Raw genomic sequence first — 26,965 nt, 5'->3', positions numbered from 1 at the left:
CCCCCCCCCCCCCCCCCCCCCCACCGCCCCTTCGGGCTCTCGTGCGAATCGGCGCCGTCAGCTCGGGACCATCAGGCGTTCGCGCAGTGACGCGAGGGTGCGGGCCAGCAGGCGGGAGACGTGCATCTGGGAGATGCCGACGCGCTCGCCGATCTGGGCCTGGGTGAGGTTGCCGTAGAAGCGCATGACGAGGATCGCGCGCTCGCGGCCGGGCAGTTCGGCGAGCAGCGGGCGCAGGGCCTCGCGGTACTCGACGAGGTCGAGTTCGTGGTCCTCGGCGCCGAGCCGGTCGCCGACGGTCTCCTGCCCCTCGGCGTCGCCGTACGCGGTCTCGTCGAGCGACGTGGCCGTGTAGACCGTGCAGGCGTCGAGGCCCTCGACCACCTCCTCCTCGGTGATGCCGATGCGTTCGGCGAGTTCCCGGGGGGTGGGGGTGCGGCCGAGGGTCGCGGTGAGCTCGTCGGTCGCGCGCAGGAGTTCGGTACGCAGTTCGCGCAGGCGGCGAGGTACCCGCACGGACCACGATGTGTCTCTGAAGAATCGTTTGATCTCTCCGATGATGGTCGGCATCGCGTAGGCCATGAAGCTGCTTCCGCGATCGGCCTCGTAGCGGTCGATGGCCTTGATGAGGCCGATCGTGCCCACCTGCACGATGTCCTCGACCGGTTCGCCGCGGCGCCGGTAGCGCCCCGCGGCGTGCCGGACCATCGGGAGGTTGAGCTCGACCAGCAGGCCGCGCACGTAGCTGTGCTCGGCGGTCCCGGCCTCCAGGGTGGCGAGGCGGGCGAGCAGTGCGTCGCCCGCCTCGCGGGCGAGCGGTGTGGGCAGGTGGTTGAGCAGTTGCGGGTATGCGAGCAGTTCGTCGATGTTGACCGCAGACGTGACCGGTGCCGGCTCCTCGTCGTCGGAGGGCGCAGCGGCGCGCGTCCCGCGCGGCTTCTCGGGCTCGGGAAGCTCGGCGGGAGGCTCGGCGGAGTGCCCGCCGGGGTCGGCGGCGCGGTCGGCAGCGGGCACGCTCGCGGGCTCGGTCGCCGTGGCCGACGGGCGTTTGCCCCGGGCCACGGCGGCGTCGTACTCGAGGCGCACAGCCATACAGGTCTCCCAAACCGGACGGACAGACACCGAAACCCCGAGCGGACACTGAGTCTGTGACGCCGGACACGTAAGGGCAAGAGGCCCGACGGGTTACGGAAGCATCCAAAACACCACAAAACGCCCCTCTATGGGCGTAAACGCGCGCAAAGAGCGTCGGAAAAACTGATGAGACGCCGTCCGTTCGGCCCAACCCAGACCCCGACCGGCCCCAAAACGACACCGCGCGGGGGTGTCCGCCCGGCGGAGTCGAGGACTCCTGCCGGACAAACACCACCGCGCGGCGATGCATGTCACATTTTTTACATTTCAGGCAACCGGTGAGTACCGCCCGGGTCGCCCTCCCGCCTCAGCCGACGACCACCAGCAGGTCGCCCGCCTCGACGGACGCCACCGAGTCGATCGCGAGCCGCTCGACCGTGCCGGACGCCGACGCCGTGATCGACGCCTCCATCTTCATCGCCTCGATCGTGGCGACCGTCTGGCCGACCTCGACCGCGTCCCCGACCGCCACCTGGAGCGTGACGACGCCGCTGAACGGCGCGGCGACGTGCGCCGGGTTCTCCGGGTTGGCCCGCTCGCTCTCCGGCCGCGCCGGCTTGACCGAGCGGTCGCGCACCGACAGGACGCGGGGCTGGCCGTTCATGCGGCAGTAGACGGTGCGGAAGCCGCGCTCGTCCGCCTCGCCGATCGCCTCCACCGCGAGGTAGAGCGCGACGCCGGGCGACAGCTCGACGGTCAGCTCCTCGCCCGGCTTGAGGCCGTGCAGGAAGGCCGGGGTCGGGACCACCGAGACGTCGCCGTACAGCCGGCGCGCCTCCTCGAAGTCGCGCGCCGGGCCGGGGAACAGCAGCCGGTTGAGGGTGCCGCGTACGTCGTCCCCGTCGAGCGCCGCGTCCTGCTCCTCGGTGAGCGCGACGGTCCGCGACACGGTCGTGCTGCGGCCCGCGAGGGCCCGGGTGCGGAACGGCTCCGGCCACCCGCCGGGCGGCGTGCCCAGTTCGCCCTGCAGGAACCCGATGACGCTGTCCGGGATGTCGAAAGCCGCCGGGTCCTCCTCGAACTTCGCCGGGTCCGCGCCGACCGCGCTCAGGTGCAGCGCGAGGTCGCCGACGACCTTGGACGACGGGGTGACCTTGACGATGTTGCCGAGGATCCGGTTCGAGGCGGCGTACGCGTCCTCGATCTCCTCGAACTTGTGCCCGAGGCCCAGCGCGATGGCCTGCTGCCGCAGGTTGGACAGCTGGCCGCCCGGGATCTCGTGGCGGTACACGCGGCCGGTCGGCGCCGGCAGCCCGGACTCGAACGGCGCGTACACCTCGCGGACCGCGGCCCAGTAGGGCTCCAGGTCGCACAGCGCGTCCAGGGACAGCCCGGTCGCGCGCTCGGTGTGGTCGGTGGCCGCGACGATCGCGGACAGCGGCGGCTGGCTGGTGGTGCCGGCCAGCGCGGCCGACGCGCCGTCGATCGCGTCGACGCCCGCCTCGATCGCGGCGAGGTACGTCGCCAGCTGCCCGCCCGCGGTGTCGTGCGTGTGCAGGTGGACCGGCAGGTCGAACCGCTCGCGCAGGGCCGTCACCAGCGTGCGCGCGGCCGGGGCGCGCAGCAGGCCCGCCATGTCCTTGACGCACAGCACGTGCACGCCGGCCTCGACCAGCTGCTCGGCGAGCCGCAGGTAGTAGTCGAGCGTGTAGAGGGTCTCGCCCGGGTTCGCCAGGTCGCCCGTGTAGCAGAGCGTCCCCTCGGCCACGGCGTGCGTGCCGAGCGTCGCCTCGATCGCGGGCCGCATGGCCTCGATGTCGTTGAGCGCGTCGAAGATGCGGAAGATGTCGATGCCGGTGGCCGCGGCCTCCTCGACGAACTTCACGCACACCTTGTCCGGGTACGGCGTGTACCCGACGGTGTTGCGGCCGCGCAGCAGCATCTGGATGTTGAGGTTCGGCATCGCCTCGCGCAGCGTGGCCAGCCGCTCCCACGGGTCCTCGGTCAGGAAGCGCAGCGCGACGTCGTACGTCGCCCCGCCCCACGCCTCGACGCTCAGCAGCTGCGGCGTCAGGCGCGCGATGTGCGGGGCCGCCGCGGCGAGGTCGAACGTCCGTACCCGGGTCGCCAGCAGCGACTGGTGCGCGTCGCGGAACGTCGTGTCGGTCACCGCGAGCGCCGTCTGCGCGCGCAGCGCCTGCGCGAACCCGGCGGCGCCCAGCTCCAGGAGCTTCTGGCGGCCGCCCGCCGGGGCGTCGCCCTCCGGGAGCCGCGGCAGCTTGGTGCGCGGCACCGCGAGGGCGGGCGCCGGGCCGTGCGGCCGGTTCACGGTGACGTCGGCGAGGTACGCGAGCAGGCGCGTACCGCGGTCGGCGCCGGCACGGGCCCGGACCATGTCCGGGCGGTCGTCGATGAACGACGTGGTGACGCGGCCGTCGCGGAACTCCGCGTCGTCCAGGACCGCCTGGAGGAACGGGATGTTGGTGGCGACGCCGCGGATGCGGAACTCGGCGACCGCGCGCCGGGCGCGGGCCACCGCGTCGGCGAAGGTCCGGCCGCGGCAGGTCAGTTTGACCAGCATCGAGTCGAAGTAGGGCAGCACCTCGGCGCCGGTGAACGTGCCGCCGTCCAGGCGTACGCCCGCGCCACCGGGCGAGCGGTACGCGGACACGGTCCCGGTGTCGGGCCGGAACTCGTGCGCCGGGTCCTCGGTGGTGATGCGGCACTGCAGCGCCGCGCCCTGCACCCGGATCGTCTCCTGGGCGAGCCCGAGGTCGGCGTGCGTGGCGCCGGAGGCGATGCGCAGCTGCGCCTGCACGAGGTCGACGCCGGTCACCTCTTCGGTGACGGTGTGCTCGACCTGGATGCGGGGGTTCATCTCGATGAAGACGTACCGGCCGCGCTCGTCGAGCAGGAACTCCACGGTGCCCGCGTTGCGGTAGCCGATCGTCTCGGCGAAGCGCACGGCGTCCGCGCACATGCGCGCGCGGATGTCGGGGTCCAGGTGCGGCGCCGGGGCGATCTCGACGACCTTCTGGTGGCGGCGCTGGACCGAGCAGTCGCGCTCGAAGAGGTGGACGACGCTGCCGTCGGCGTCGGCGAGCACCTGCACCTCGATGTGGCGCGGGCGTACGACGGCTTCCTCGAGGAACACCGTCGGGTCGCCGAACGCGGTCTGCGCCTCGCGCATCGCGGTCTCGATCGCGGAGCGCAGGTCCTCGCGCCGGTCGACGCGGCGCAGGCCGCGCCCGCCGCCGCCGGCCGCGGCCTTGACGAAGATCGGGAAGCCGATCTCGTCGGCGGCGGTGAGCAGCCCGTCGATGTCGTCCCGCGGGTCGGCGGTGCGCAGCGTCGGCAGGCCGGCGCTCTTGGCCGCCTCCAGCGCGCGGACCTTGTTGCCCGCGAGGGACAGGACCGCGGCGTTGGGGCCGACGAACTGGATGCCGTTGGCCTCGCACGCCTCGGCAAGGAGGGGGTTCTCGGACAGGAACCCGTAGCCGGGGTAGATCGCGTCCGCGCCGCACGCGAGCGCGGCGCCGACGATGGTGTCCACGTCCAGGTACGCGCGAAGCGGGTGGCCGCGCTCCCCGATCTCGTAGCTCTCGTCGGCTTTCTGGCGGTGCAGCGAGTGACGGTCCTCGTACGCGTAGACGGCCACCGTGGTGATGTCCAGCTCGGTTGCGGCACGCAGCGCCCGCACGGCGATCTCACCGCGGTTGGCCACCAGCAACTTGCGGATCACGAGCTACCTACCCTCCTTGCCCGGTCGCCCGGGGATTCCGGTCGGAATGCCCCGAACCATAGGACACGTGTACTGGTCCCCCGCAGGTCGGTCCCATATGCCGGGCACCGTGCGTGACTACGGAACAACAGGGCTGACCAGCGGGAACGCCGTTCCCTCACGGGGTGCCGGAGGGGCTGTGAGCTTGGTCACCGCATGATCCAGGTGTCCTTGGCCCCGCCGCCGCGCAGCGAGTGGACGAGCAGGCTGCGGCGCGGCGCCGACCGGGTGAGGGCGACGGGGAGGACGGTGGGGCCGCCGGACTGGCAGACGAACGCCCGCAGGTCGACGGCTCGGGGCTCGAAGCGCTCGCCGGTGAAGGTGGGGTGCGTGGACAGCGCGACGGTCTCCTGGGCGACCCAGCGGCGCGGGGCCGCCACGATGTCCGCGCGCGCCTGCTTCAGTTCCTGCTCGGTGGCGTCCGGGCCGATGACGACGCCTTCGCCGCCGAAGCCGTCGACCGGTTTGACCACCAGCTCTTCGAGGTGGCCGAGGACGTGGGCGCACTCGTCGGGGTCGCCGCAGGCGTACGTGCGCACGGACCGGAGGAGGGGGCGCTCGCCGAGGTAGTACTCGATCAGGCGCGGCACGAACGCGTACAGGACCTTGTCGTCGGCGACACCGTTGCCCAGTGCGTTGGCGACGGCGGCCCGTCCGGCGCGGACGGCGTCCAGCAGGCCGGGGCCGAGCGGCCGGCGGTCGGCGCCGAGTGCGGAGACGAGGCGGTCCTCGTCGACGCGGCGGTAGAGGACGTCGACGGGGTACGCGCCGTACCGCCCACCCATCACCACCACGCGGTTGTCGACCAGGCGCAGCTCGGCGGGGGTGACGACGGGCACGCCCATCTCGTCGGCGAGGAACCGGTGCTCGAACCACGCGGGGCTGTCCGGGCCTTCGCTGAGCACGGCGACGACCGGGTCCCGCTCGGACCGTCTCGGAGCCGCTGCGACGAGCGCGCTCTTGAGCAGCGACGGCACCTGATCGACCGTCAGTATGCGGTCCCCGGGCTGGAGTTCGGGGAGGATTTCGGCGGAGAGGCGGCGGGCGGCCAGGGCGTAGGCGATGCCCGAGGGCATGTTGAGGTTGTCCTCCAGGACCATCCAGTCCCCCGAGCCGTCCCGGACCAGGTCGATGCCGGCCAGGGTGATGCGCACGGTGTCGGCGGGCAGCCGGGCGCCGGTGTCGCGCAGGCCGGGGGCGGCCTCCACGACCCAGGCGGGGACGATGCGATCGCGGACGACGAGGCGTTCGCCGTGCACGTCGTGCAGGAACGCCTCCAGTGCGGCGACCCGCTGGGCGAGCCCGCCGCGCAGCAGCGCCCAGTCCTCGCCGGAGATCAGCCGCGGGAGCAAGTCGTAGGGGAACAAGCGGGGTTCGTCGGCGCCCTCGGGTCTGAACAGGGTGCCGTCGAGGCGCTGGCGTTCGTCGCGGGCCCGGGCGCGGACGCGCAGCCGTGCGGCGCCGAGCCGGGTGAGGGCGGCGACGGGTGCCGCGTATTGGGGTCGCACCCGGCCTTGCGGATCCAGCGCCTCGTCCACCGACGCGGTGTAGCCCTCGAAGATCCCGGGGGTGCGCTGCGCGGGGACGGTGCCGCCGAGCGGCCAGACGGGGCTGGTGCGGGTCTGCGCGACGACGAGGTCGACGGCGTCGGCGAGCGATCCGCCGCGCCGGGTCGCGGCGCGCTGCCGGGCGGCCGAACTCCCGTGCCCGAGCACGGTGTCGACGGCGGAGACCAGGCCGTCCCAGTCGCCGAGTTCCTCCAATTGCGGGCGGGCGGTGTGCAGGAGGCCGCGTACGACGTCGGGTGCGGGCGCGGCGGACAGCGAGACGGGGTCGACGAGTTCGCCTTCCAGGCCGGAGCGCGCGGCCCGCCAGGTCGCGGCGCGCAGCCACTCGTCGCGCATGCGCGGGGGCTCGCGGCCCTCGGTGGCGTACGCGCAGCCGCGCAGCACCAGCGCACGGAACAGCCCCGCGATGAGCACCACGTCGTCGACGTTGGGGCAGGCGTCGGTGATGCGCAGTTCGAGGGTCGGGACGTGCCGGGAGGGGCGCACGTCGTAATAGACCATCCCGGGGTCGCTGATGACGCCGGAGCGCAGCAGGCCCTCGACCATCTCGTCGTACTCGGCGGCCGAACCGAAGGAGCCGGCGGGCCCGGTGGTGGGCCAGCGCTGCCACACGCTCGTACGCCAGGACGCGTAGCCGGTGTCGGAGCCGAGCCAGTACGGCGAACTCGCGGACACCGCAAGCAGAACCGGCAGCCAGGGGGACAGCCAGGGCAGCGCCGCCACCGCCAAGTCACGGTCGTCCACCCCGACATGGACCTGCGCGCCGCAGATGAGCTGCTCGTGCGCGACCCGCTGGTACGCGTCCACCATGTTCAGGTAGCGCGCGTCGGGGGTTACCGAGATCTCCTCCAGGCGGGCCAGCGGCACGGTCCCGGCGGCGACGATCGCGAGCCCCGACCGCTCGGCGGCGTCCGCGAGTTCGCGCCGGGAGCGGACCAGTTCCTCGCGCAGTGCGGCGAGTTCGCAGTGCGGACTGCTGTTGGTCTCGACCACCGACTGCTGGAGTTCCGCGGTGAAGCCCTTCCCGGGCAGCCGCTCCAGCACTTCACGAGCGCCGGGCACAAGATGCCTGGTGTCGAGCCCGACGAGGTGGAATTCCTCCTCGACGCCGACGGTGACCGAGCGAGTCGCACCAGCGCTGCCGCTGCCCATTCCCGCAGGGTACGACCCGACTGTTACAGGCATATGTCAGAGTTGATCACAATTGTCACGGCCCGTCAGCGAGTCGGCCCAGTTTGCGAACGCATAGTGACATCTGGTCAGTTGATCACATTTCCGTTCGCCCGAGGAGTGTCCTGACGGGAGATTTTCGATCGCGTTCGGGCACCGCGCGGGCGGTACCGTCAGGCCCGTGTCCACGAACGAACCCGGGCCGCCGTCCCCTGACGCCGAGCGGATCCAGAACACGCTGACCGACCGCTGCCCGGAGTACCGCGCCCAGCTGGCACCCGGCCCCGGCGACGCCGTCGTCCCCGCGACCGCCGTCCTCGACCCCGCGTGGCTCGGCGCCCGCCTCGCCGAATCGGGCCGCCGCTACCGCACCGGCGATGCGCGCGTGGCGGCGATCCTGTGGTGGTACTCGGCGAGCACGGTGCTGCTGACCCCGGCGCTGGCGACGTACGCGGTGACCGGCCGGGCCGTGGACCCGCGCCCCGAGGCGACCGTGCTCTTCGTACGGCGCGACGGCCTCCCGTCCGGCGCCCGCTCGACGGCGGCGGTCGGCGGCACACCGTCCGAGGCCGGCGCCGCTCTCGGCCTCGGCATCGCCGCCTACGTGGGCGCGCTGGCCGACGCGGCCCCGGTACGCCCGCGGGCGGCGTGGGCGATCGCGGTCGACACGGTGGCGGGCGTACTGCTGCGGGCCGGGACGACGGGCGGCGAGCCGGAGGCGGCCACCGCACTCGCGGCCCCGCTGGTCGCGGCCGCCGCGCAAGCCGCGGGCCTGCCGGTCCCCCGCCCCCGCTACGTCGACTTCGGCCGCACGCGCTTCGTACACCGCACGTCCTGCTGCCTGCTGTACCGCGCGCCCGGGCAGCCGATGTGCACCAGCTGCCCGGGACGCCGCCCTGAGGACCGTGCCGAGGACCTCGCGCGACTCGCGCGAGGCCTCGCGCGGTAGGCGGGCCGGTCGGCTTCGCGGGCGGGTCGGGAGCGCGAGCCGGTCGGGAGGGCGAGCCGGTCCGGAGCGCGAGCCGGTCGGGCGCGCTACGACTTCGGCAGGTCCACGACCTCGGACGCCGGCGGTTCGGCTATGTTGACCGGCTCGTTGAACTTGTCGTAGTTGTCCGCCTCCGGCTCGGGGCCGTTGGTGATGAGCCGGATCGGGTAGACCGGGAGCGCGGCGTTCAGGTAGCCGGTGCCGGTACTGGCGCTGATCGGGATGACCGTCCAACCCTCGAACTGCTGGAGCGGCAGCTTGGTGGAGCTGGAGTTCAGGTGCTCCAACACGTACTCGGGGTTCGACGCGCCGAGCACACCCGTGACGATGCCGGACACCGAGGAGTCGGTGTCGCTGGTGCGGAACCACTTCGTCGCCAGGGTCTTGGCGTCGGCGGCGCTGAACTGGCCCTTGCCCTCGACCACCCAGTACTGCTCGTCGCCCTTGAACCAGACGGCGTCGCCCTTGCGCACGATCTGGAGCACGTACTTGTCGGTGCTCGCGCTGCCCGTGAAGTTCTCGGTCTCCCGGTCGACGTAGACGTCGATCAGCATCTTCTTGGTGCCGTCGAGCTTGATCGTCGCGCGCACGTGCACGGTCTTGACCGTACGGGCGGCGGTACGGGCGAGGGATATCAGCTCGCCCACCGACAGGTTCGGCACCTCGGCGGACGTGACCGGACCGCGCGTCGGCGAGGCCGACGTCGGCGGACGGCTCGTGGTCGGCTTGCGGGTGGTCTTCGTCGGCGACGGCGACGCGGACTTCGACGGCGGCGCCGTCGTCGGTCCGCCCGAGCTCGGCGACGGGCTCGCGGCGTCCTTGATCGACCGCGCCGCGCCGTCGACCTGGCCGCATGCGGTCAACGCCGCCGAGAGAAGAACCCCCACCACTCCTATGCTGGCGATGCGACGCACCTTGTGTCCCGTCCCCTCGGTTGTCCCTGCCCCCGTGCGGCCCCTTGGACGGGCGCGCCCGCGCGGCGGTTCCGCCGTCCGGCAACACGGCCGATCCGCCTCTGCGCTTCACGGTACGCCGGGCGCCCGCGCGGCGTATTGGGTGTACCCCTCGTTTTGCGCGCGGTGCGGTTCGGGACGGCCGGGGACGGGCGCGGGCTACGCCGTGGGGAGCCGTACGTCGGCCGAGAGTTCCTCGATGTCGACGACCTGGCTCGACGGCGGGGTCGGCACGACCACCGGCTTGTCGATCTCGCGGTAGTCGACCGCGCTCCCCGATCCCGGGTCGACGACGCGGACCGGGACCAGCCCGAGCTCGACCGAGAGGTACACCATCGTCGGGTCGCCGCCGGTGTAACCGGCCACCGGTATCTGCGTCCCGCCCGCGGCGACCACCGGCGCCTGCCGGCGGGGCTTGGTGAGTGCTTCCAGGACCGAGCCGGGATCGGCGATGCCCGCCAGCTGCTCGAATTCGCCGAACGCCTTGTGGTCCGACGAAACGTGCAGGTACTTGCCGCCGATCTGCCGCGCGGTATCCGCCGGAGCGCCCGACGCGCGCCAGTACGCCGCCTCCGCCTTGAACCAGGAGTCGTCCCCGCGGCGGAGAATCTCGACCGTATGGCCCTCCGCCTCGATCGAGCCCACGACGTCCGCGGTGTCCAGGTCGTAGCGGAGGTCGAGGGAGGACTGCTCGCCGTCCTCGGAGAACGCGGCGACGACACGGACCGTCCGCACCTCCGACGCGGCCTCCTCCGCCTTCTGCAGCAGCTGCGCGGCGGTCAGGTCGGCGTACGGCTCCCCCGGCGCGCCGGTTCCGGTGCCGGGGGTGGTGGCCCGGGGTGCGGTGGCCGCGGGCGGGTTCCCCGTCCCGGCGGCCGCGCTCGGGGTGGCGGACGGCGTGGCGGAAGCGCCCGTCGACGGCGTCGGCTCGTACAGGGAATCGGGAAACGCATGGCGCCGCGTCTCCAGCCGCCCGCACCCGGCCAGCGCGGTCACCACCGTCACGACAGTCACCGCGGCCGCGGTCGCGCGCACGGCACGTTGCCCCATGAAATCCCCCGAATAAGCGGCGTCGCCGCAGTTTTGACGATGCGTCAGCGCAGCATCGACCAATGATCGTTACGGCGCAAGCCAACCACGGCGGCCCGCCGGGACGAAACGAAATTCCCACCGCCGGGCGGACTCCGCCGACCCGCGGGGCGGATCCCTGGCGCGGACCGGCAGGTGCGGGGGTGGCGACGAGGAGGCAGCTCGCGGGGGCCCGGCTGGGGGCGACTCCAGGTTGCTCGGGGGGGCAGCTCCGGGCGGGCAACCAGGGGGAGTCGCTTCGTGCCGACTCGGCTCCCAGGAACCAGGACGCGCGCAGGTCGCCGGGGCTCGGTCGTTCGGCGCCGCAGATGTTTCGGGCCCCGTCCCTCAGCTCCCGGGGGGCAGGTCCCCAGCCCGGGGCCTTGGGGCTCAGGTCCGGGGCTCAGGTCCGGAGCTCTGGGGTTCAGGGCCGGGGCTCGGGGGTTCAGGGCCGGGGCCGGGGCTCAGCCCCAGGGCTCTGGGGCTCCACCCCTCGGACCGTCAATCCGTCGGTCCCTCGTACCTCGGCTCCTCGGGGGCTCGTTCGGCGTCCATTAGCATCGGCCGGTAATGCCCCGCTGCCCGTCTTCTGCCGGGCGTCCTGTTCTCGGAGGTCCGCTGTGCCGCCGCTTGTCCCCGTCTCCGCCACCGTGCCCGACCGCCCGGACGCGGTGGTCGTCGACGGGATCGCGATGAGCCGTGCGGACCTGTTCGGCGCGGCGACCGCAATGGCCGACCGGATCTCGGGTGCGTCCGCGGTGGCGGTGCGCGCGACAGCGTCCCTCGGCACCGTCGCGGCGACGCTCGCCGGACTGGTGGCCGGAGTACCGGTCGTCCCGGTGCCGCCCGACTCGGGGCCGCTGGAACGCCGCCACATTCTGGGCGACTCGGGCGCTGCACTGCTCCTCGAACCCGGTGGCACGGGCGCGTGGACGGCCGACGACCTCGGGCTCCCGGTCGTCCCCGTCGACCTCACCCGGCGCTCGGCGGCGACGTTCCCCGAGCCCGGCCCCGGCTCCGTCGCGCTCACCCTCTACACCAGCGGTACGACCGGCGCGCCCAAGGGCGTCCTCCTGTCGCACGCCGCGCTCGCCGCCGACCTCGACGCCTTGGCCTCCGCATGGGCATGGACGCCCGACGACGTTCTCGTGCACGGGCTGCCGCTGTTCCACGTCCACGGCCTCGTGCTCGGCGTGCTGGGCGCGTTGCGCACCGGCTCGCGGCTGGTGCACACCGGTCGTCCGACGCCCGCCGCGTACGCGAAGGCCCGCGGCTCGCTCTACTTCGGTGTCCCCACGGTCTGGTCGCGGGTCGCGGAAGACCCGGCGGCAGCACGGGAGTTGGCATCGGCACGGCTGCTCGTCTCGGGCAGCGCGCCGCTCCCCGTACCGGTGTTCGCGCGCCTCGCCGAGCTGACCGGCCACCGCGCCGTCGAGCGGTACGGCATGACCGAGACGCTGATCACCGTCAGCACCCGTGCCGACGGCGAACGGCGGGCGGGTTGGGTCGGCACCCCGGTCGACGGCGTGGCGACCCGCCTCGTCGGCGACGACGGCACCCCCGTTCCGCACGACGGCGAGACGGTCGGCGAACTCCAGGTGCGGGGCGCCACGTTGTTCGACGGCTATCTCAACCGCCCCGACGCGACGGCCGAATCCCTCACCCCCGACGGCTGGTTCCGCACCGGTGACGTGGCGGTCGTGGCACCGGACGGATGGCACCGCATCGTGGGCCGGGCGTCGACCGACCTCATCAAGAGCGGTGGCTACCGCGTCGGTGCGGGCGAGGTCGAAGGAGCCCTGCTTGCCCACCCGGCGGTGCGCGAGGCCGCCGTCGTCGGCATCCCGCACGCCGATCTGGGCCAGGAGATCGTCGCCTTCGTCGTCGCGGACGGCGTCACCGGCCCCGAACTGACGGACTTCGTCGCCCGCTCGCTGTCGGTCCACAAGCGGCCCCGCCGGGTGCTCCTGCGCGAGGACCTCCCCCGCAACGCCATGGGCAAGGTGCAGAAACGCCGGCTGACGGAGTAGCCTCCGCACCTTCCGCGGCCGCAAGCCCGTCCGTATCCCCGCCCGCACACCTGCCCGTGTCCCGTCGGCGCGGCCGAAGCAGCATCTGGAGCAGCGTCCGCGGGCCGAAGAACTCGTCCGGCCTCGTGACTCCGGCGAACGCGGCGAGCAGTCTGGGGACTTCGTCCGGGTGCCGGGCGACCGTCCGCAGGAACAACCGTTCCGGCCACCCCTGGGAGTGCGCGGCCATGGCCACGGTGAAGTCGTACATCGCGGTCAGCGATCGGTCGCGCTGCGTCTGGTACGCGGGGAGCGAGGTGCGCCCGTCGAGTTCGCCGACCAACGCCTCGGACAGATTCGCCGCGTCGCGCAGCGCGTTGCTGATGCCCTGCGCGGACACGGAGTCCATGACGACGCCCGCGTCGCCGACCAGGGCCCACCCGGGGCCGTAGGGCTTGCGGAAGCGGTTCGGCTGGTCGGGTGTGGTGCGCAGCCGCTCGACGCGGGACGCGGATGCGAGGCGGTCACCGAGGTCTCCGCAACGGGCTGTTGTGGCAAGGTAGTTCCGCTCGATATCGGTGCGGAAGGCGTCGAACCCGCGGAGCGGGGCGGACATGTAGACCATCGTCAGGTCGTCGTTGGTGGGGAACACCGCGACGGAACAGCCCGGGCGCTGGTACAGCTCTCCGTGCGTCATCTCCAGGCCCGACCAGTAGCCGTAGCAGGCGAACGCGCGTGTCGGGCACTCCCGGTAGACCGGCGCGTGCACCGCCGCGGCGACGGAGGAGTGCTTGCCGTCGGCGCCGACCACGAACCGGGCCCGTTCGTCCACGTGTAGGCCGTCGCGCCCGCGCAGCCGTACGCCGGCCACCCGTCCTTCGTCCCAAAGGAGTTCGTCGGCGCGGGTGCGCTCCCGTACTTCGGCGCCAGCGGCCCGCGCAGCGTCGAGCAGGAGCCGGTCGAGCAGGGTTCGCCGCGGACTGTAGAGAGCGTCGACACCGTCGTGCTCGGGGAACGCGCCGGTCAGGACGGTACCGTCGGCGTCGAAGCGGACCCGCCGCGTCGGCGGCGTGCCGGCCTCGCGAATCGCGTCGAGCAGGCCCCACCGGTTCAGCAACGCGACGCCCGGCAACTGGACTTGGTGCGACGAGATGGTGTCGCTCGGGAACGCGGCCCGGTCGACGAGAAGGACGTCCAGGCCCCGGCGGGCGAGCAGCATGGCCGTCGACGCCCCCGCCACCCGCGCCCCGACGACGATCACATCACGCGTGCGGGTCACCCGGACCTCCAGATACATACCGAGAGTCGGGATGTTACGAGCCCGCGCTCGTGCCACGCAACACTTCGTACCGGTTGCCGACGTCGACACCAACGGCAAGCGCCCGCCGCACCGGGAACGGTCGGCGCAACTCGGCTACTTGTGGTCGTGCCAGATCGTGCCGCCGCAGTTCCAGCACGGGCGCAGGCCCGGCTGCACGCGGGCCCTCCACGGCCGCACCGGTGCCATCCCGGCGGCTTCGGCCTGGACGCGAAACTTCGCCTCCCCAAACCGCTCCCGCGCGGCTCCCACGAGCGGGTGGCCGGAGTCCGGCCCGGCCTCGCCCTCGCGTACGGCCGTCTCCAGCAACCGCAGCACCTCGCCCGCGTCGTCGGCCCCGCCCCGGGCGCGGCGCGCGGCCATGAGGGCGAGGACCGCGTCGAGCGTGAGCGGGTCGCCGGCCCCCAGCGACCGGCATCCGTCGGCCACGGCCGCTTCCAGGTCCGCCACCGCCTGATCGTGGCGGCGCTGCACGGTGAACGCGCGGCCGAGCACAGTGCGCAGTACGCACAACTGGCCGGCGTACGCGGGTTCGTCGACGTCGATCTCGTGGGCGAGGACGAGGCGGCATTCCGTCTCGGCCTCGTAGGCGCGTCCGAGCTCCACCAGCGCACGGGCCCGGGCGATGCGCGCGTTGCGGCCGACGTCGCCGCCCGGGCCTTCGTGCGCGACGCACGCGGCCACCGCCGCGACGCCGACCTGCTCCGCCTCGCGGAACCGTTCCTGCCCGTTGCGGACGACAACCTGCATCCAAAGCACGAGGGCACGCAGCCGGGCGCGTTGTTCCTCGGCGATCTGCATGATGGCCAGCCGCGACGTCAGGGCGTCCAGACGCCGATCGGCCTCCGCGTAGCGCCCCGCGTTGACCTCGATTGCCGCGATCGTCGACTCCAGCTCCACGGTGTCCGCGGGCGAGGCATTCGCCCGAGAGTCCGCGAGGGCCAGGGCGAACAACTCCTGGGCCGGCCCGTCGTGGCCCAGGCGCAGCAGAATGTCGCCCATGGTCTGGCGCAGCACCCGTACGGAGTCCCCGGCCTGCGGCGCGGCGAGGAACTGCGAGAGCACGACGCCGAAGTGCGCCCATGCCTCGGGCCCGCGGCCCAACTCGCCGAGGGAGACCAGCCGGTACCGGTGCACACGGCCCATGTGCTCGCCGAACGCCGGTGTCCAGGCCGCTCCGTGCGCCAGCAACTGGTCGGTCAGCGCCAGAAGTTCCGCGAACCGGCGGTCATCCTCGAGCCGCTCGGCGAGTTCGAAGGACGCCCAGAAGTCGTCCGCCCCGCCCTTCGCACCCCAAACTCTCCCCACCACAGCCCCCTGACCTGACCACGCCCCGGGCGAACTCTGCCAGAAGCCTGCGGCACCGCGGCAAGCGGGTGAGTCGCGATGCAAGCGTCACAACGCACGGCTCACAACGCTCCCAACCCGCCCCCTCCTCCCGCCCCTTCCACATCTCGGGAACGTCCGCCGCCACCCCAAGGTGCCGGGCACGCCCCCAACCACCCGAAACAACGCAGCGCCAGCACACTCGAACACACGTAACACCGGGGAAGGGAGAAGGCGCAAGCAGGAGTGGGAAGGCGAAGGGCCGGGGGCCGGGGAGGGTGGGGGGTCGGTCAGTCTGCTGTGATGGCGGTCAGTTGGGAGCGCAGGTACGCGTGCGAGTCGATGCCGCGTACGTCGGTCCCCGGGTCGCAGTCGTAGAAGTAGACCAGCGACATGAGTTCCTCGTCGGGGGCGTGCTCCGGCGGCGGCAGCACGCGGTGGCGGCCCGAGCGCCAGCGTCCGTCGGTCCAGCGGGCCATGAGGTCGCCCACGTTGACGGTGAACGCCGACGGATCGTACGGCGCGTCCTGCCAACCGTGTTCGTCCGTGTAGACCTGCAGTCCCCCGGCCCCCGGCTCCCGGTCGAGCACCGTGACCGTGCCGAAGTCGGTGTGCGGGCCGATGCGGAACTGTCCAGGCGCCGCGGGCCCGACGCGCCCGGTTCCCGGATACCAGTTGATGTTGAAGCCCCACGTCGGGTGCTTGGTGTGCCGGGTGAAGAACCCCGCGTCGTCGCGGAGCACCGTGCCCAGGAGCTCCAGGAGTCGGTCGGACAACGCCCGCATCCGGCGCAGGTACGACTCCACCGGTGCGCGCAGCTCCGGGACTTCGTCCGGCCAGACGTTGGGGCGGAACCACTCCGCGTCAACCGCCGTATCACCCGTCGGCTCGTCGGAGACGAAAGAGAACGACTCCTTCATGTCGGGCGGGCTCTCGCCGCCCTCCGCATAAGCGTTGGCCTCCGCACCGGGTCCCAGCCAGCCGCGGTCCCCCACCTTGACGGCGTACGCCTGCTTGGCCTCGGCGGGCAGGTGGAAGAACCCGCGTGCCGCCCGGCGGATGGCCGCGCGCTCCTCCAGGGCGACGCCGTGCCCGGTCGCCTGCAGGAAACCGGCGGTGCGCAGCGCGCCGTCGACGGACTCGGCGATGTCACGGCGTACGGCCGGGCCCCCGGTGCGCCAGGCCGCGAGGTCGACGGTAGGGATGATGCTCATGGGTCCACTCTGTTGCCGCGACAGAGATCGGATCAAGTCGTTGATCCGCATGGGGGAACGCCGAGTTGCCTCGCCCGGGTGACGTCGGCGGCGGTCGCCCGCCAGATTCCGACGCCAGATGCCGGACGCCGGTCAGGGCAGCGGTCGACGGCCCGGGAAGCCGAGGTCTTGACGGTGGTACCAGGCCAGTTCCCGGTCACCCTCCAGCCAGCACAGGTGGACCGGGGTCCCGTCGGCGAGGTCGGACGGGAAGTCGACGAGCAGCGGCGCGAACCCCTTGAGTTCGGCGCCGGTCTCCTGCACCCGGGTCATCAGCTCGTCCAGCCGCGCGTGCATGCCCTTGAGCTCGGGCAGGCCGCCGTCCGGCGTCGGTCCGGCCCCCGACGCGAGGTCGGCGGACAACTCCGCCGCGCGGCCGCGCAGCGTGACGATCTCGTCGAGGACCGGGAGCAGCTCGGCGAGCACTTCGCGTGCCTCGTCGACAGTGAACAAACCCATGGCCCCAGCTTGTCACGGAGCCGAAGCACTGCCGCGCCCTGCCCGACGCGCGGGGCGCGACCAGCGGGGCCCGACGTGCGGGGCCCGACGCGCGGGGCCCGGCCGCCGTGTCGTCGAGGCCGGGCACCACGCCGCCGCCGAGCGGCTCAGATGCGGCCGGTCAGCACCATCGGGTCGGGGTACCCCTGCGGGTTCTCGATCACGCCGACGATCGTGGCCTTGCCGGTCTTCGGGTCCGTGGCGACCGCCCACGGCGCATAGGTCCTGCCCTCGGGCAGGTCCGTGGGGATGCCGAGCGAACTGGCCCGGTTCCCCACGACGCGCAGGGCGTAGCCGTTCACCCGGTCGTTCGTCTTCCCCGCCGCGACGATGCCGCCCGGTGCCGGGGCCGCGCCGTACATCGGGCCGGCCGTCTCCGGAGTGGCCACCTTCGTCCACGCCTTGCCGTCCCAGTGCATGACGAGCGCGTGTCCGCGGTCCTTGTCGTCGAGGAGTACGCGGCCCACCGCCCACACGTCGGTCGGGGACTTGGCCACGACCGAGTTGAACTCGCCGTACACACCGCCGTGCGGGGGTGTCGGCAGCACCGACCACTTCGACCCGTTGTAGTGCAGCGCGACGGGCTGGTCGTCGTCCCCGTAGCCGCTGCCGACCGCCCATACGTCGTTCGGCCCGGACGCGCTGATGGAGTTCAACGCCCATGAGGGGTACGGCTGCGGCACCCGGACGTTCTTCCAGCTCCGTCCGTCCCAGTGCGCCACGATGCCTTCACTGTGCGTCTCGATCTGCGGGGGGCCGCCGTCGGGGTCCGGCGTCACACTGTCCTGGATCTGCGTCCACCCCGCCGCCCACACGTTGTTCGGGCCGACCGCGGACACACTCAGCAGGCCGCCGCCCGTCGAGTCGGGTGCGGTCGGCACGTCCACGGACTTCCACGAACGCCCGTTCCAGTGCTGGGCCATGATGGGTCCGCCGGGGTCGTAGCCCTTCTGGTCGCCGACCACCCATGCGTCCTTCTTCGAGGTGGACGCGATGGCGTTGATCCGGCCGCTCTCGCCGGGAGCGGTGGGGATCTCGGTCCAGCGGCCGCCGCCGTTCTTCTCGTAGACCACCGGCTGGAAGTCGAGGCCGCCACCCTCGTCGACGAGGCGGAAGCCCGCGACCCAGGTCGTGGCGGCGTCGGGCTTGGTGACGCCGGTGAGGCTGGCGGCACCGGCGGGGAGCTTGGCGGGCGTCCAGCGCTGGGCGGCGGATTCCGCCGCTTCGTCCGCGGCCGCCGGGAGCGCACCGCCGACCGCGACGGCGGACGCCATCACGGTCGTGGCGACAAGCCGGCGCAGTCGACGACGGGGACGTACAAGCGCGCTTACGGTCATGCGGTCGTTCTCCAGACTCGGGGTGAACACCCCGTCGCCTATGGTGACCCCGCGTGCACGCCTCCGCGTTGCACCCTGTGCGCCCCCAATCCTGCGCGCTCCCCGATGCCATCCCGCCGGGCAGTCGCAGGCGGCACTCGCACTTTTGTCCATGTCCGAAATAAGTACGCGTGGTCTTGTACGTAACTTGTCGCGCGAATAGCTTCCCTTCCACCGAAGCCCGGGAGGGGACCAGTGAGCAACGCACACGCCACCGGCACAGGCACAGGCATCGTCGGCTGCGGCAACATCTTCGAGCGCTATGTGCGCGGCCTCGCGCGCTTCCCGGAACTGCGCGTCGTCCGCGTCGCCGACGTCGATGCCGACCGGGCCCGGCGTGGCGCCGAACTCGTCGGCCCGGGAACGCCGTACGGCACCCTGGAGGACCTGCTCGCCGACCCCGCCGTCGAGATCGTCGTCAACATCACGCCGCCGACCGCACACGCGGCCGTCACCGACGCCGCGCTACGCGCCGGAAAGCACGTGTACGTCGAGAAGCCGATCACCACCGACCTCACCACCGCACGCGAACAGCTCGTGCTGGCACGGGAATCGGGCCTGACCCTCGGCGGCGCGCCGGACACGTTCCTCGGCAGCGCGGGCCAGACCGCCCGCGCGATGATCGACGCGGGGGTGATCGGCGACCCGGTCGGCGCCACCGCGTTCGTCACGCACAGCCGCGCCGAGACCTGGCACCCGGACCCCACGTTCCTCTTCAAGCCCGGCGGCGGCCCGATCCTGGACCTAGGCCCGTACTACGTGACGCAATTGGTGAACTGCCTCGGGCCGGTGGCGGAGGTGTACGGCCGGACGCGTGTCGGCGCCGCGGTGCGTACCGTCTCCGCACCCGGGCGCCTCGTGGAGTCGATCGACGTCGAGGTCGACACGCACGCGGCGGCCGTGCTGACCTTCGCGTCGGGCGTACTCGCCACGATGGCCCTGAGTTTCGACATCTGGGACCACCAACTGCCCTTCGTCGAGATCTACGGCACGCGCGGCACTCTCGCCGTCCCGGACCCCAACACCTACGACGGCGACGTCAAGGTGCGGCTGCATGGCGACGACGCGTGGGCGGTGTGCCCGCCGGTGCTGCCCGTTCAGGGGCCGGCCGACTCCCTCGAACACCAGCTGCTGCGCGGGCCCGGCGTCGCCGACCTCGCGGCATCGCTGCGCGGCGGTCCGCACCGCGCTTCCGCGTCCCTCGCGCTGCACGTCCTCGAAGTCCTCGGCGCCGTCACGGCGTCGGGTGCGGCGAAGGCGCCGCTGGCCATGACGACGACGTGCGAGCGCCCGGAGGCCTTCGCTGAATCGAGCAAGCAGATACCTGGACGCCAAGCAGATACCTGGACGCGTCACCTACCCCGCGGCGCAACCGGCGCCGCACCCACGCGACACCCGACCGAAAGGAACCGACCGTGCCCGATCCCTCCCCCGCCACCGGCCCCACCCCCGCGCCCACCCCCGCGCCCGAGTCCCGGCACGAACCCTTGTACGCGGTCGACCTGATCACCTTCTACCACCCCGAGTTCTGGGGCCTGGACAGCTACGACGCGCTCGTCGCCAAGACCGTCGCCGAGCCGCGCTGGTTCTGGGAGCGCTGCCTCGACGCACTGCGCGAGGCGGGTGTCCCGGGCATCGAACTGACCTTTCCGCCGGGCGACTGGCGGTCCGCGGTCGCGGCGTACGGCTCCCCCGAAGGCTTCGCCGAGGCCCTGGCGCGGCGTGAACTCACCCTGGTCAGCGGCTTCTTCGCGGACATCGACCGCCACGAGTGGCGGACCCCCGAAGGCCGCCGCGACATCCTCCGCGCGGCCGGGGAGTACGCCGACTTCCTGCACCGCGCCGGCGGCAGTGTGCTGGTGGCGGGACTGCCCTTGCGGCGTACGGTCGGTGCCCAACCCGCAGTGTTCGTCGACATGGCCGCCGCCGAGCCGCTGGCGGCGCTGCTCAACGAGATCGGCGACGTGACGCTGCGTCAGGGCGTCCGGCTCGCGCTGCACACCGAAGCCCACTCGATGCTGTGCACGGGCCGCGACGTCGACCTGTTCATGCTCCTCACCGACCCGATGTACGTCGGCCTCTGCCCCGACACCGCCCACCTGACGCTCTCCGGCGCCGACCCGGTGCAGGTGGTCTCGCGGCACCGCGAGCGCATCGTGCTGGCGCACTGGAAGGACGCCTTGGGCCCTGCGCCCATGGACGTGGAGATCGACGAGAAGATCTTCGCCGCGCACCAGCCGTACTTCTGCCCGTTGGGCAGCGGCGTCGTCGACTGGTTCGCCTGGGCCCGCCTCATGCGCGAGATCGGCTTCACCGCACCCACCCTCCTGGAACTCGACATGGTGCCCGACCCGATCGGCGAAATGCGCGCCGCCCGCCGCTTCGTGTCCACATCCCTGGCCCCGCTCTACACATGAACCGGGCCCGGGCGGTGCCCCGCCTGGGGTAAGCGCGGCAGAATGCCCGGCATGGCTGTGGATGACGTGGCACGCCGGGGATTCGGCTCGGGCGCGGACCGGTACCACCGGGAACGTCCGTCGTACCGGCCCGAGGTGATGGCGTACCTGGGCGACGCTCTGGGACTCGGGCCGGGTGTCCGCGTCCTCGATCTCGCCTCGGGCACCGGGCACATGACGGCACGTCTGGTGGAACTGGGCGCCGACGTCTCGGCGGTGGAGCCGTCCGAGGCGATGCGGGCGGTGTGCGCGGAGACGGTGCCGGGCGTTGCGGTCGTCGACGGGACCGCCGAGGAGATCCCGTTCCCCGCCGGGTCCTTCGACGCCGTCGTCGTCGCGCAGGCGTTCCATTGGTTCGACGGACCGGCGGCGCTGCGCGAGATCGCCCGCGTGCTGCGCGCCGGCGGCGGCCTCGCGCTGCTGTGGAACGAGCGCGACGAGCCGACCGAGTTCGACGCCGCGGTGAGCAAGGCCATCGCGTCGACGAAGACGCAGCCGTACGACGTGCGCCACGACTTCGCGGCGGACATCGCCGCTTCCGGGCACTTCGGACCGGTCCGGTCGCGGGAGTTCGCCTGGATCGAACGTCTCACCCGCGAACAGCGGTTGGCGCGGGTCGCCACGATCAGCTACATCAACGCGATGCGGCCTGAGGAGCGTGCGGACGTGCTCGACCGCTTGCGCGGACTGCTCGCGGACCAGCCCGACCCGGCCGACGTGAGCCACGTGACGAACACGTTCCTCGCCACCAAGCGGGGCAACTGACTTGGCGTCAACCGGCCTTGCCCGGTCTGATCCGACGTTGCCTTTCCCGGCCCTGCCTGGTCTGCGCGCTCGATGCCGCGTCAGGCGCGGAGTACGCCCTGCTCCACCAGCCAGGCGCGGGCCGGCGTGACACCGGTCCAGCGGTGCGCCACCAGTCCGGCGGCGGTCGCCCCGGCCACGTTGTCCTCGCGGTCGTCGAGGAACCGGCAGTCGGAGGTACGGGCCCCCAGCCGCTCGGCGAGCACGCGCCACATCTCCGCGTCGGGCTTCGCCGTCGCGTGGTCGGCGGACACCACCAGGTGCCGGAAGTACTTCGCCCACGGCTGGGCCGCAAAGGCTTTCCCGCACGACGCGGGGGCGTTGGACAGCAGCGCCAACGGCACGCCCTGCGAGGACAGTTCGGCGATCAGCGCGATCGACTCGGGGTCCGCCTCCAGCCAGCCTGCGACGTCGCTTCGGTCAACTCCGCGACGCGGCGGGCGTCGACGGCGAATCCCGCGCGGCGGCCCACCTCGGTCCAGTAGGCGTCGTCCGGCATGCCGCGGTCGTACGCGTCCCGCACCGCCCAGTACCCGGCCTCGAACTCCGCCGTTCCGACCCCGACCGAAGCGGCCATGTCCGGAAGCACCGCGGAGGCGTGGCAGAGGACCTCGCCGTAGTCGAACACGGCCCAGTGCGGCATGCGTTCCCCCTTCGTCGCGGCTCGAACGCCGGAGCACCGCGATCAACGTAGCCCACGTCGGCGGCCGCCGCCCACGGGCGTCACCGAGGAGCCCGGGCGGCGGCGATCCGGGCTACTGCCGATTCCAGAGGTTGAGTGCGCCGTTGACCTGCCGCGTCAGCGTCTTGGACGTGCAGGTGTAGTCCCCGCCGTCGGGGATCGGGTCCATCTCCTTCGTCGAGACCACGACCCCGTTCTCCCGCGTGGTCCTCGTGACCGTGCTGCTGTCGTCGGCGTACGTGATCCGGCCGTTGCGGGTCGTGTACGCGAAGCGGGCGATGCCCGAGTCCCGCAGGCTGACCTTCTTGCCGCGGTCGAAGTAGTCGGTGGCCAGGTCGAGTTCGAAGCTGCCCGTGCCGTCGGGCGCGTAGTTGACGTACGCGTACCCCGTCACCGTCAGCTGCCGCAGTGTGCCGTCCGGCAGCATCTCCGTGGTGGGGAACGCCGCGGCCTTCCACCGGCCGACGAGGCACGGGTCGGCCACCGACGACGACGTCGAGGGGTCGGTGGCCCCGTCCGCGCCGCCGTCCCGGCCCGGTTCCACCTCATCCGCTTCGACCGGATCGCCGCCGCCAGCGTCGCCTCCCGGCGTCTGCGTTCCGACGCTCTCCGCCCGCGCCGACGTGCCGCCGTCACCGCTGCCTCCGCCCAAGTCGACCACCCCCAGGGCGAACTGCAGAATGCCCACCAATGCGGCCACCGTGCCCACGACCGCCCCGAACACGGCCCACTTTCCGCCGCTTCCCCCACTCGTCACAGGTCCCCACCTCCGACGCGAGCAGCGGCCGCTCCCCGGTGGCCGCTGCTCGGATGGTAGGCCAGAGGCGGGAGCTGCCGGGCGGGGTCGCACGTACCTGAGGCAAGTCCCCCACGTGATGCCGTCGGGAGGCCCGCGGCAGTCCGCAGGAGCCGCCGCGGGAAGGTCGCCGGAACGCGGGCGGCCCGGCCCCCGGGAGTCGGGGGCCGGGCCGTGGTGGCGCAGTGCGGCGGAGGTCAGCCGCGCTTCGCGACGAGGTTGCTCTCCGGGAGGCGGACCAGCGGGATCCGGCGCTCGCAGCGGCTCTGGTAGTTGTTGTAGTAGGCGCGGTCGGCGGTCAGGCCGGCCCAGGTGTCGGTGTAGTCGTCACCGTCCAGGACCTCGGCATCGCTCCAGTACGTCGCACCTTGGACCCGGACCAGGATCGTGGGGTTGGCCTTCTTGTCCGCGAGGTTGACGAACCACGACGGGTTCTTGTCCGCCCCGGCGAACGAGGCGACCACGACGCGGTGGCCGTTCTTGTCCACCCAGTAGGGCAGCGCGACCTTGTGCACGTTGCCGGTCTTGCGGCCCACCGTCTGGATGAGCACGTGCAGCATGCCCGCGACGTTCCACCATTCGTCGTCGTCCGAGCCCTCCATGCCCTTCACGTGTTCCTTCGTGAAGGCCACGATCTCCTCGGGGCTGGGCTCGATGAACTCTTCGTTGCGCTGATCCGTCGACATGTCCCGGAGCGTATGCAATCAGTGTTTGACTTTGCAATGGAATCGGCGGGTCGGGATCACCACATCGCCTCTGACCTCGGACAGAGCCGCCGGACCGACTCGGGCCGCGAGCCGCCGGACCGGCTCACGGAGCGCTGTCGAGCCGCCGCACGGTGAGCCCCAGCTCGGCGATGACGTCGAGGCTGACCTCGACGCGACCGGTCCGCTCCGGCGCGCAGTCGCACAGCGCGACGACGCCCTCCACCATCTCGTCCATCGACTCGATCTGGTCCTCGCGCACGATGTGCCCGACCAGCTCGCGGGCCCCCTCGCTCATCACCGCGGCGCGCGGCTCGACCGTGTTGACCCGGATCCCGCTGCCGTACAGGTCGGCGGCGAGGCCGTTGGTGAGCCGGTTGAGCGCGGCCTTGGAGGAGCCGTAGACGGTCGTCCCGGTCCCGGTTCCGCCGAGGGTGTACGGCGGTCCCGCCCACGGCCGTGCGGTGGCGCTGGAGAGGTTGACGATCCAGCCCTCGCCGCGTTCCCGCATACCCGGGATCGCAGCCTGGGCGAGGTGCAGCGGCGCGATGACGTTCACCTCGAAGTGCAGACGGGCGCGGCGCAGCGGGTAGTCGGACGGCGGCGCGTACACGCCCATGGCGGCGTTGTTGACCAGGATGTCGAGCGGTCCACCGAGGGCCTGCTCGGCCTCGGGGACGATGCGGTCCCGGTCGGCTTCGTCGGACAGGTCCGCGCCGATCAGTGCGACTTTGCCGCCGTACGCCCGGAGCAGCGCGCCGACCTCGGCGAGCGTGCCGGCGAGTTTGGACGCCGTGTCCAGGCTGCGGGCCGTGATGGCGACGTCGGCGCCCTCGGCCGCGAGGCGCCGGGCGACCGCGGCACCGATGCCCCGGCTGGCGCCGGTGACCAGTGCGCGCCGCCCGGCGAACCGCTTGTCGGACATGTGATGCCTCCTCAGGGGCGGGTGAACGCCGGGCTGTTGCTGTCGGACGGCACGGTCTCGAGCGGTTCCGCGATCTCGGCGTGGGTCGGCCCGCACTCCGCGGCGTAACCGTCGAGCACGTCCAGGTCGAACCCGTAGACCCCGGCCGCGTTGCCCGCGAGCATGCGGCGCAGGTCGGCGGGGTCCACCCCGGGGAACGAGCGGCGCAGCGACTCGCGGGTGTAGGGGTAGGTGCCCTCGTCGTGCGGGTAGTCGCTGCCCCACAGGAAGCGGTCGACCCCCAGCTCGTGGCGCGACTCGGCCTCGACAGGGCTCGGGAAGCTGACCCCGACCCACACGTTGCGGGCGAAGTACTCGCTCGGCTTGAGCGGCAGCCGGTCCCCCTCGTCGTACTTCAGCTCGCCGATGCGGCCGGAGCCCATCTGCTCGTGGTACGCGTCGAGTTGGCGCAGCAGCGGCGGGATCCACGAGGCGCCCTGCTCGGTGATGACGAACTTCAGGCGCGGGAACCGCTCGAAGGCGCCGGAGACCAGCATGTGGGTGAGCGGCCTGCGGAAGAACGTCGCGGCCTCCGCGATCCACAGGAACTTCGAGGCGGGGTACGGCCCGTAGTCCGGCGAGCCGGATCCGCCGTGGTTGACCACGACGAGGTCGAGGTCCTGGCAGACCTCCCACAGGCGGTCCCAGTCCGGGGCGTAGATCGGCGTGATGCCGGCCGCGTCGGGCGGGGTGGTCGGGATGAGGATCCCGGCAAGTCCCTGCTCCTTGGCCCACTTCGCCTCGGCGACCGCGTCGTCGATGTTGTTGAGGAAGACCTGGGCGAGGCCGGCCCGGCGGTGCCGGTGCTCGCCGCCGCACCAGTCGGCGAGCCAGCGGTTGTGCGCGCGGATGCCGGCGAGGCGGCGGGCGTACGAGCGCTCCGTGGGCGGCCGGGCGACGAGCTGGCCGGTCGGGAAGAACGGCGGCACGGTGTTGGGGAAGACGACCTCGGCGACGACGCCGTCCGCCGCCATCTCGCGCACCCGGCGCTCGTCGTCCCAGTTGCGGGTGCGTCCGTCGGCCTGGAGGTCGCGGAACGGGTTGCGGTACTTGTCGCGCCAGGCGTCGAACTCCTCGACCCATGCGGCGTCGAGGTATTCGCGGTACGTCTCCATGTTGGCGCCGGCATGGCCGTCGGCGGAGATGATGGTGTAGCGGTCACTCATCGCGCGGCCTTTCTGGTCTCGTGGGGATGCGTTCGTGTGCGGGGGGGCGTCGCGGTCCTCCGGAGCCTCGGAGGGGTCCGGGGCCCGCGGGGCCTGCGAAGCTTCCGGGTCCTCCGGAGCTTCCGGGTCCTGCGAAGCTTCCGAAGGCTCTAGAGCTTGAAGACGCGGGTCGCGTTGTCGCGCAGGAACTTGGGCCACACCTCGGCCTTGAAGGGCACGTCGGGCAGCTCGCGGAAGATGCGCTCCAGGGACAGGCCCATGGGGTAGTAGCCGGCGTACATGATCTTGTCGGCGCCGCGGGTGTTGGCGTAGTCGACGATGGCCTTCGGGTAGTACTTGGGGGCGAAGGCCGAGGTCATGTAGTAGAGGCCGGGCCACTTGAGCATGAGCTTGACGGCGAGGTCCTCCCACGGCTCCGCGCCGTGCCGCATCACGATGCGCAGTTCGGGGAAGTCGTAGCAGACCTGGTCGAAGTGCATCACGTCCTGGCATGCGGCCGGTACGCGCGGCCCGGGGATCCCGGCGTTGGAGATGATCGGGATGTCCAGGTCGATGCACGTCTGGTAGACGGGGTAGTACCGGCGGTCGCTGACCGGGACCTGCGGGTTGCAGCCCGCCGGGAAGGTCGTGACGGCGGCGATGCGGTGCTCCTCGTACGCCTCCCGGATCCGCCGCACGGTGGCGGTGATGTCGTTCGGGTCGACCTCCAGGCTGAGCCGGAACCGGTCGGGGTGCTCCTTGACCGCACGCTGCGCGGTCTCGCCCATGCCGACCAGACCGACGGCGACACCGCAGGCGTCCATCTGCGCGAGCGTCACCCCGACGGGGTCGACGCCCTCGTCCAGGTGGTTGGGCACGCCCTTGAACATGTACTCGGCCGGGAACTCCATGCCGGCGCTCTCGGCGTCGCGCAGCTGCGGCTTCAGGAAGTCGTAGTGGCTGCGGGCCTGCGCGCTCGGGAATCCGATCATCAAGTCCACTGCGCCGACATCGGACGGGAAACCTGGCACG

General features: G+C 72.3%; 21 protein-coding genes and 1 pseudogene. 5 read left to right on the top strand and 17 right to left on the bottom strand.

Annotated elements, in window-relative coordinates; genetic code table 11:
- Window positions 1-57: 57 nt before the first annotated feature.
- The 3 genes from AB0C36_RS18670 to AB0C36_RS18660 all read right to left on the bottom strand — a co-directional run bounded on the left by AB0C36_RS18670 (window position 58) and on the right by AB0C36_RS18660 (window position 7,575).
- Window positions 58-1,092 (bottom strand): RNA polymerase sigma factor SigF, encoded by a 1,035-nt coding sequence (locus AB0C36_RS18670; RefSeq protein WP_358355360.1) that lies wholly within the window; start codon window positions 1,090-1,092, stop codon window positions 58-60.
- Window positions 1,093-1,441: 349 nt separating this feature from the next.
- Window positions 1,442-4,816 carry a pyruvate carboxylase gene (locus AB0C36_RS18665; RefSeq protein ID WP_358355359.1) on the bottom strand — a complete coding sequence of 1,125 codons (3,375 nt, stop codon included), beginning with the start codon at window positions 4,814-4,816 and terminating at the stop codon, window positions 1,442-1,444.
- Window positions 4,817-5,004: 188 nt separating this feature from the next.
- Window positions 5,005-7,575, bottom strand: a complete 2,571-nt coding sequence (locus tag AB0C36_RS18660) for a glutamate--cysteine ligase (protein ID WP_358355357.1) — start codon at window positions 7,573-7,575, stop codon at window positions 5,005-5,007.
- Window positions 7,576-7,774: 199 nt separating this feature from the next.
- On the opposite strand from AB0C36_RS18660, the gene AB0C36_RS18655 reads away from it, so the two are divergent.
- Window positions 7,775-8,542, top strand: coding sequence for a (2Fe-2S)-binding protein (locus AB0C36_RS18655; RefSeq protein WP_358355355.1), 768 nt, complete (start codon window positions 7,775-7,777; stop codon window positions 8,540-8,542).
- An 86-nt stretch (window positions 8,543-8,628) separates the two neighbouring features.
- Here AB0C36_RS18655 and AB0C36_RS18650 read toward each other — a convergent pair whose 3' ends face one another.
- Both AB0C36_RS18650 and AB0C36_RS18645 read right to left on the bottom strand, forming a co-directional pair.
- Window positions 8,629-9,468, bottom strand: coding sequence for a hypothetical protein (locus AB0C36_RS18650; protein ID WP_358355353.1), 840 nt, complete (start codon window positions 9,466-9,468; stop codon window positions 8,629-8,631).
- Window positions 9,469-9,693: 225 nt separating this feature from the next.
- Window positions 9,694-10,584, bottom strand: coding sequence for a hypothetical protein (locus AB0C36_RS18645; RefSeq protein WP_358355351.1), 891 nt, complete (start codon window positions 10,582-10,584; stop codon window positions 9,694-9,696).
- A 638-nt stretch (window positions 10,585-11,222) separates the two neighbouring features.
- On the opposite strand from AB0C36_RS18645, the gene AB0C36_RS18640 reads away from it, so the two are divergent.
- Window positions 11,223-12,632 (top strand): acyl-CoA synthetase, encoded by a 1,410-nt coding sequence (locus AB0C36_RS18640; RefSeq protein WP_358355350.1) that lies wholly within the window; start codon window positions 11,223-11,225, stop codon window positions 12,630-12,632.
- 250 nt (window positions 12,633-12,882) lie between these two features.
- Here the strand turns inward: AB0C36_RS18640 and AB0C36_RS18635 are convergent.
- From AB0C36_RS18635 to AB0C36_RS18615, 5 genes and pseudogenes are all read right to left on the bottom strand, one after another.
- Window positions 12,883-13,908 (bottom strand): annotated as a pseudogene (locus tag AB0C36_RS18635) (FAD-dependent oxidoreductase); the annotation flags it as partial.
- Window positions 13,909-14,025: 117 nt separating this feature from the next.
- Window positions 14,026-15,237 (bottom strand): hypothetical protein, encoded by a 1,212-nt coding sequence (locus AB0C36_RS18630; RefSeq protein WP_358355349.1) that lies wholly within the window; start codon window positions 15,235-15,237, stop codon window positions 14,026-14,028.
- 308 nt (window positions 15,238-15,545) lie between these two features.
- Window positions 15,546-16,469: an isopenicillin N synthase family dioxygenase gene (locus AB0C36_RS18625; protein WP_358355348.1), complete on the bottom strand. Its 924-nt coding sequence runs from the start codon at window positions 16,467-16,469 to the stop codon at window positions 15,546-15,548.
- 132 nt (window positions 16,470-16,601) lie between these two features.
- Window positions 16,602-16,967: a DUF2203 domain-containing protein gene (locus AB0C36_RS18620; protein WP_358355346.1), complete on the bottom strand. Its 366-nt coding sequence runs from the start codon at window positions 16,965-16,967 to the stop codon at window positions 16,602-16,604.
- 146 nt (window positions 16,968-17,113) lie between these two features.
- Complete coding sequence (locus AB0C36_RS18615) at window positions 17,114-18,343, bottom strand: beta propeller repeat protein (protein WP_358355344.1); 1,230 nt, start codon at window positions 18,341-18,343, stop codon at window positions 17,114-17,116.
- 234 nt (window positions 18,344-18,577) lie between these two features.
- Between AB0C36_RS18615 and AB0C36_RS18610 the strand changes: the two genes are divergently transcribed.
- The 3 genes from AB0C36_RS18610 to AB0C36_RS18600 are packed head-to-tail and all read left to right on the top strand — an operon-like array spanning window position 18,578 to window position 21,603.
- The gene (locus AB0C36_RS18610) at window positions 18,578-19,888 is read left to right on the top strand and encodes a Gfo/Idh/MocA family protein (RefSeq protein ID WP_358355342.1); all 1,311 of its coding nucleotides are present in this window, start codon (window positions 18,578-18,580) and stop codon (window positions 19,886-19,888) included.
- Window positions 19,798-20,799 (top strand): sugar phosphate isomerase/epimerase family protein, encoded by a 1,002-nt coding sequence (locus AB0C36_RS18605; protein WP_358355340.1) that lies wholly within the window; start codon window positions 19,798-19,800, stop codon window positions 20,797-20,799. The genes AB0C36_RS18610 and AB0C36_RS18605 overlap by 91 nt, the downstream gene beginning before the upstream one ends.
- 51 nt (window positions 20,800-20,850) lie before the next feature.
- On the top strand, window positions 20,851-21,603 hold the full coding sequence (locus tag AB0C36_RS18600; protein WP_358355338.1) for a class I SAM-dependent methyltransferase: 753 nt from the start codon (window positions 20,851-20,853) through the stop codon (window positions 21,601-21,603).
- 80 nt (window positions 21,604-21,683) lie between these two features.
- Here AB0C36_RS18600 and AB0C36_RS18595 read toward each other — a convergent pair whose 3' ends face one another.
- The 7 genes from AB0C36_RS18595 to AB0C36_RS18565 all read right to left on the bottom strand — a co-directional run bounded on the left by AB0C36_RS18595 (window position 21,684) and on the right by AB0C36_RS18565 (window position 26,964).
- On the bottom strand, window positions 21,684-21,986 hold the full coding sequence (locus AB0C36_RS18595) for an HAD-IA family hydrolase (RefSeq protein WP_358355336.1): 303 nt from the start codon (window positions 21,984-21,986) through the stop codon (window positions 21,684-21,686).
- A 23-nt stretch (window positions 21,987-22,009) separates the two neighbouring features.
- Entirely contained in the window at window positions 22,010-22,285 is a 276-nt protein-coding gene (locus AB0C36_RS18590) for a hypothetical protein (RefSeq protein WP_358355335.1), read from the bottom strand.
- Window positions 22,286-22,397: 112 nt separating this feature from the next.
- Window positions 22,398-23,081, bottom strand: coding sequence for a hypothetical protein (locus tag AB0C36_RS18585; RefSeq protein WP_358355333.1), 684 nt, complete (start codon window positions 23,079-23,081; stop codon window positions 22,398-22,400).
- A gap of 236 nt (window positions 23,082-23,317) precedes the next feature.
- Window positions 23,318-23,806: a nitroreductase/quinone reductase family protein gene (locus AB0C36_RS18580; RefSeq protein WP_358355332.1), complete on the bottom strand. Its 489-nt coding sequence runs from the start codon at window positions 23,804-23,806 to the stop codon at window positions 23,318-23,320.
- A 124-nt stretch (window positions 23,807-23,930) separates the two neighbouring features.
- Window positions 23,931-24,749: an SDR family NAD(P)-dependent oxidoreductase gene (locus AB0C36_RS18575; protein WP_358355330.1), complete on the bottom strand. Its 819-nt coding sequence runs from the start codon at window positions 24,747-24,749 to the stop codon at window positions 23,931-23,933.
- 11 nt (window positions 24,750-24,760) lie between these two features.
- Window positions 24,761-25,954 carry an amidohydrolase family protein gene (locus AB0C36_RS18570; protein ID WP_358355328.1) on the bottom strand — a complete coding sequence of 398 codons (1,194 nt, stop codon included), beginning with the start codon at window positions 25,952-25,954 and terminating at the stop codon, window positions 24,761-24,763.
- Window positions 25,955-26,103: 149 nt separating this feature from the next.
- A complete protein-coding gene (locus tag AB0C36_RS18565) occupies window positions 26,104-26,964 on the bottom strand; it encodes an amidohydrolase family protein (protein WP_358355326.1) in 861 nt (286 codons plus the stop codon).
- Window position 26,965 lies beyond the last annotated feature (1 nt).

It is taken from the genome of Streptodolium elevatio (assembly GCF_040649515.1).
GTDB classification, from domain to species: Bacteria; Actinomycetota; Actinomycetes; order Streptomycetales; family Streptomycetaceae; genus Yinghuangia; species Yinghuangia elevatio.
Note: the sequence above shows the minus strand (reverse complement) of the source record. Positions and strands in the feature narration are given on the sequence as shown.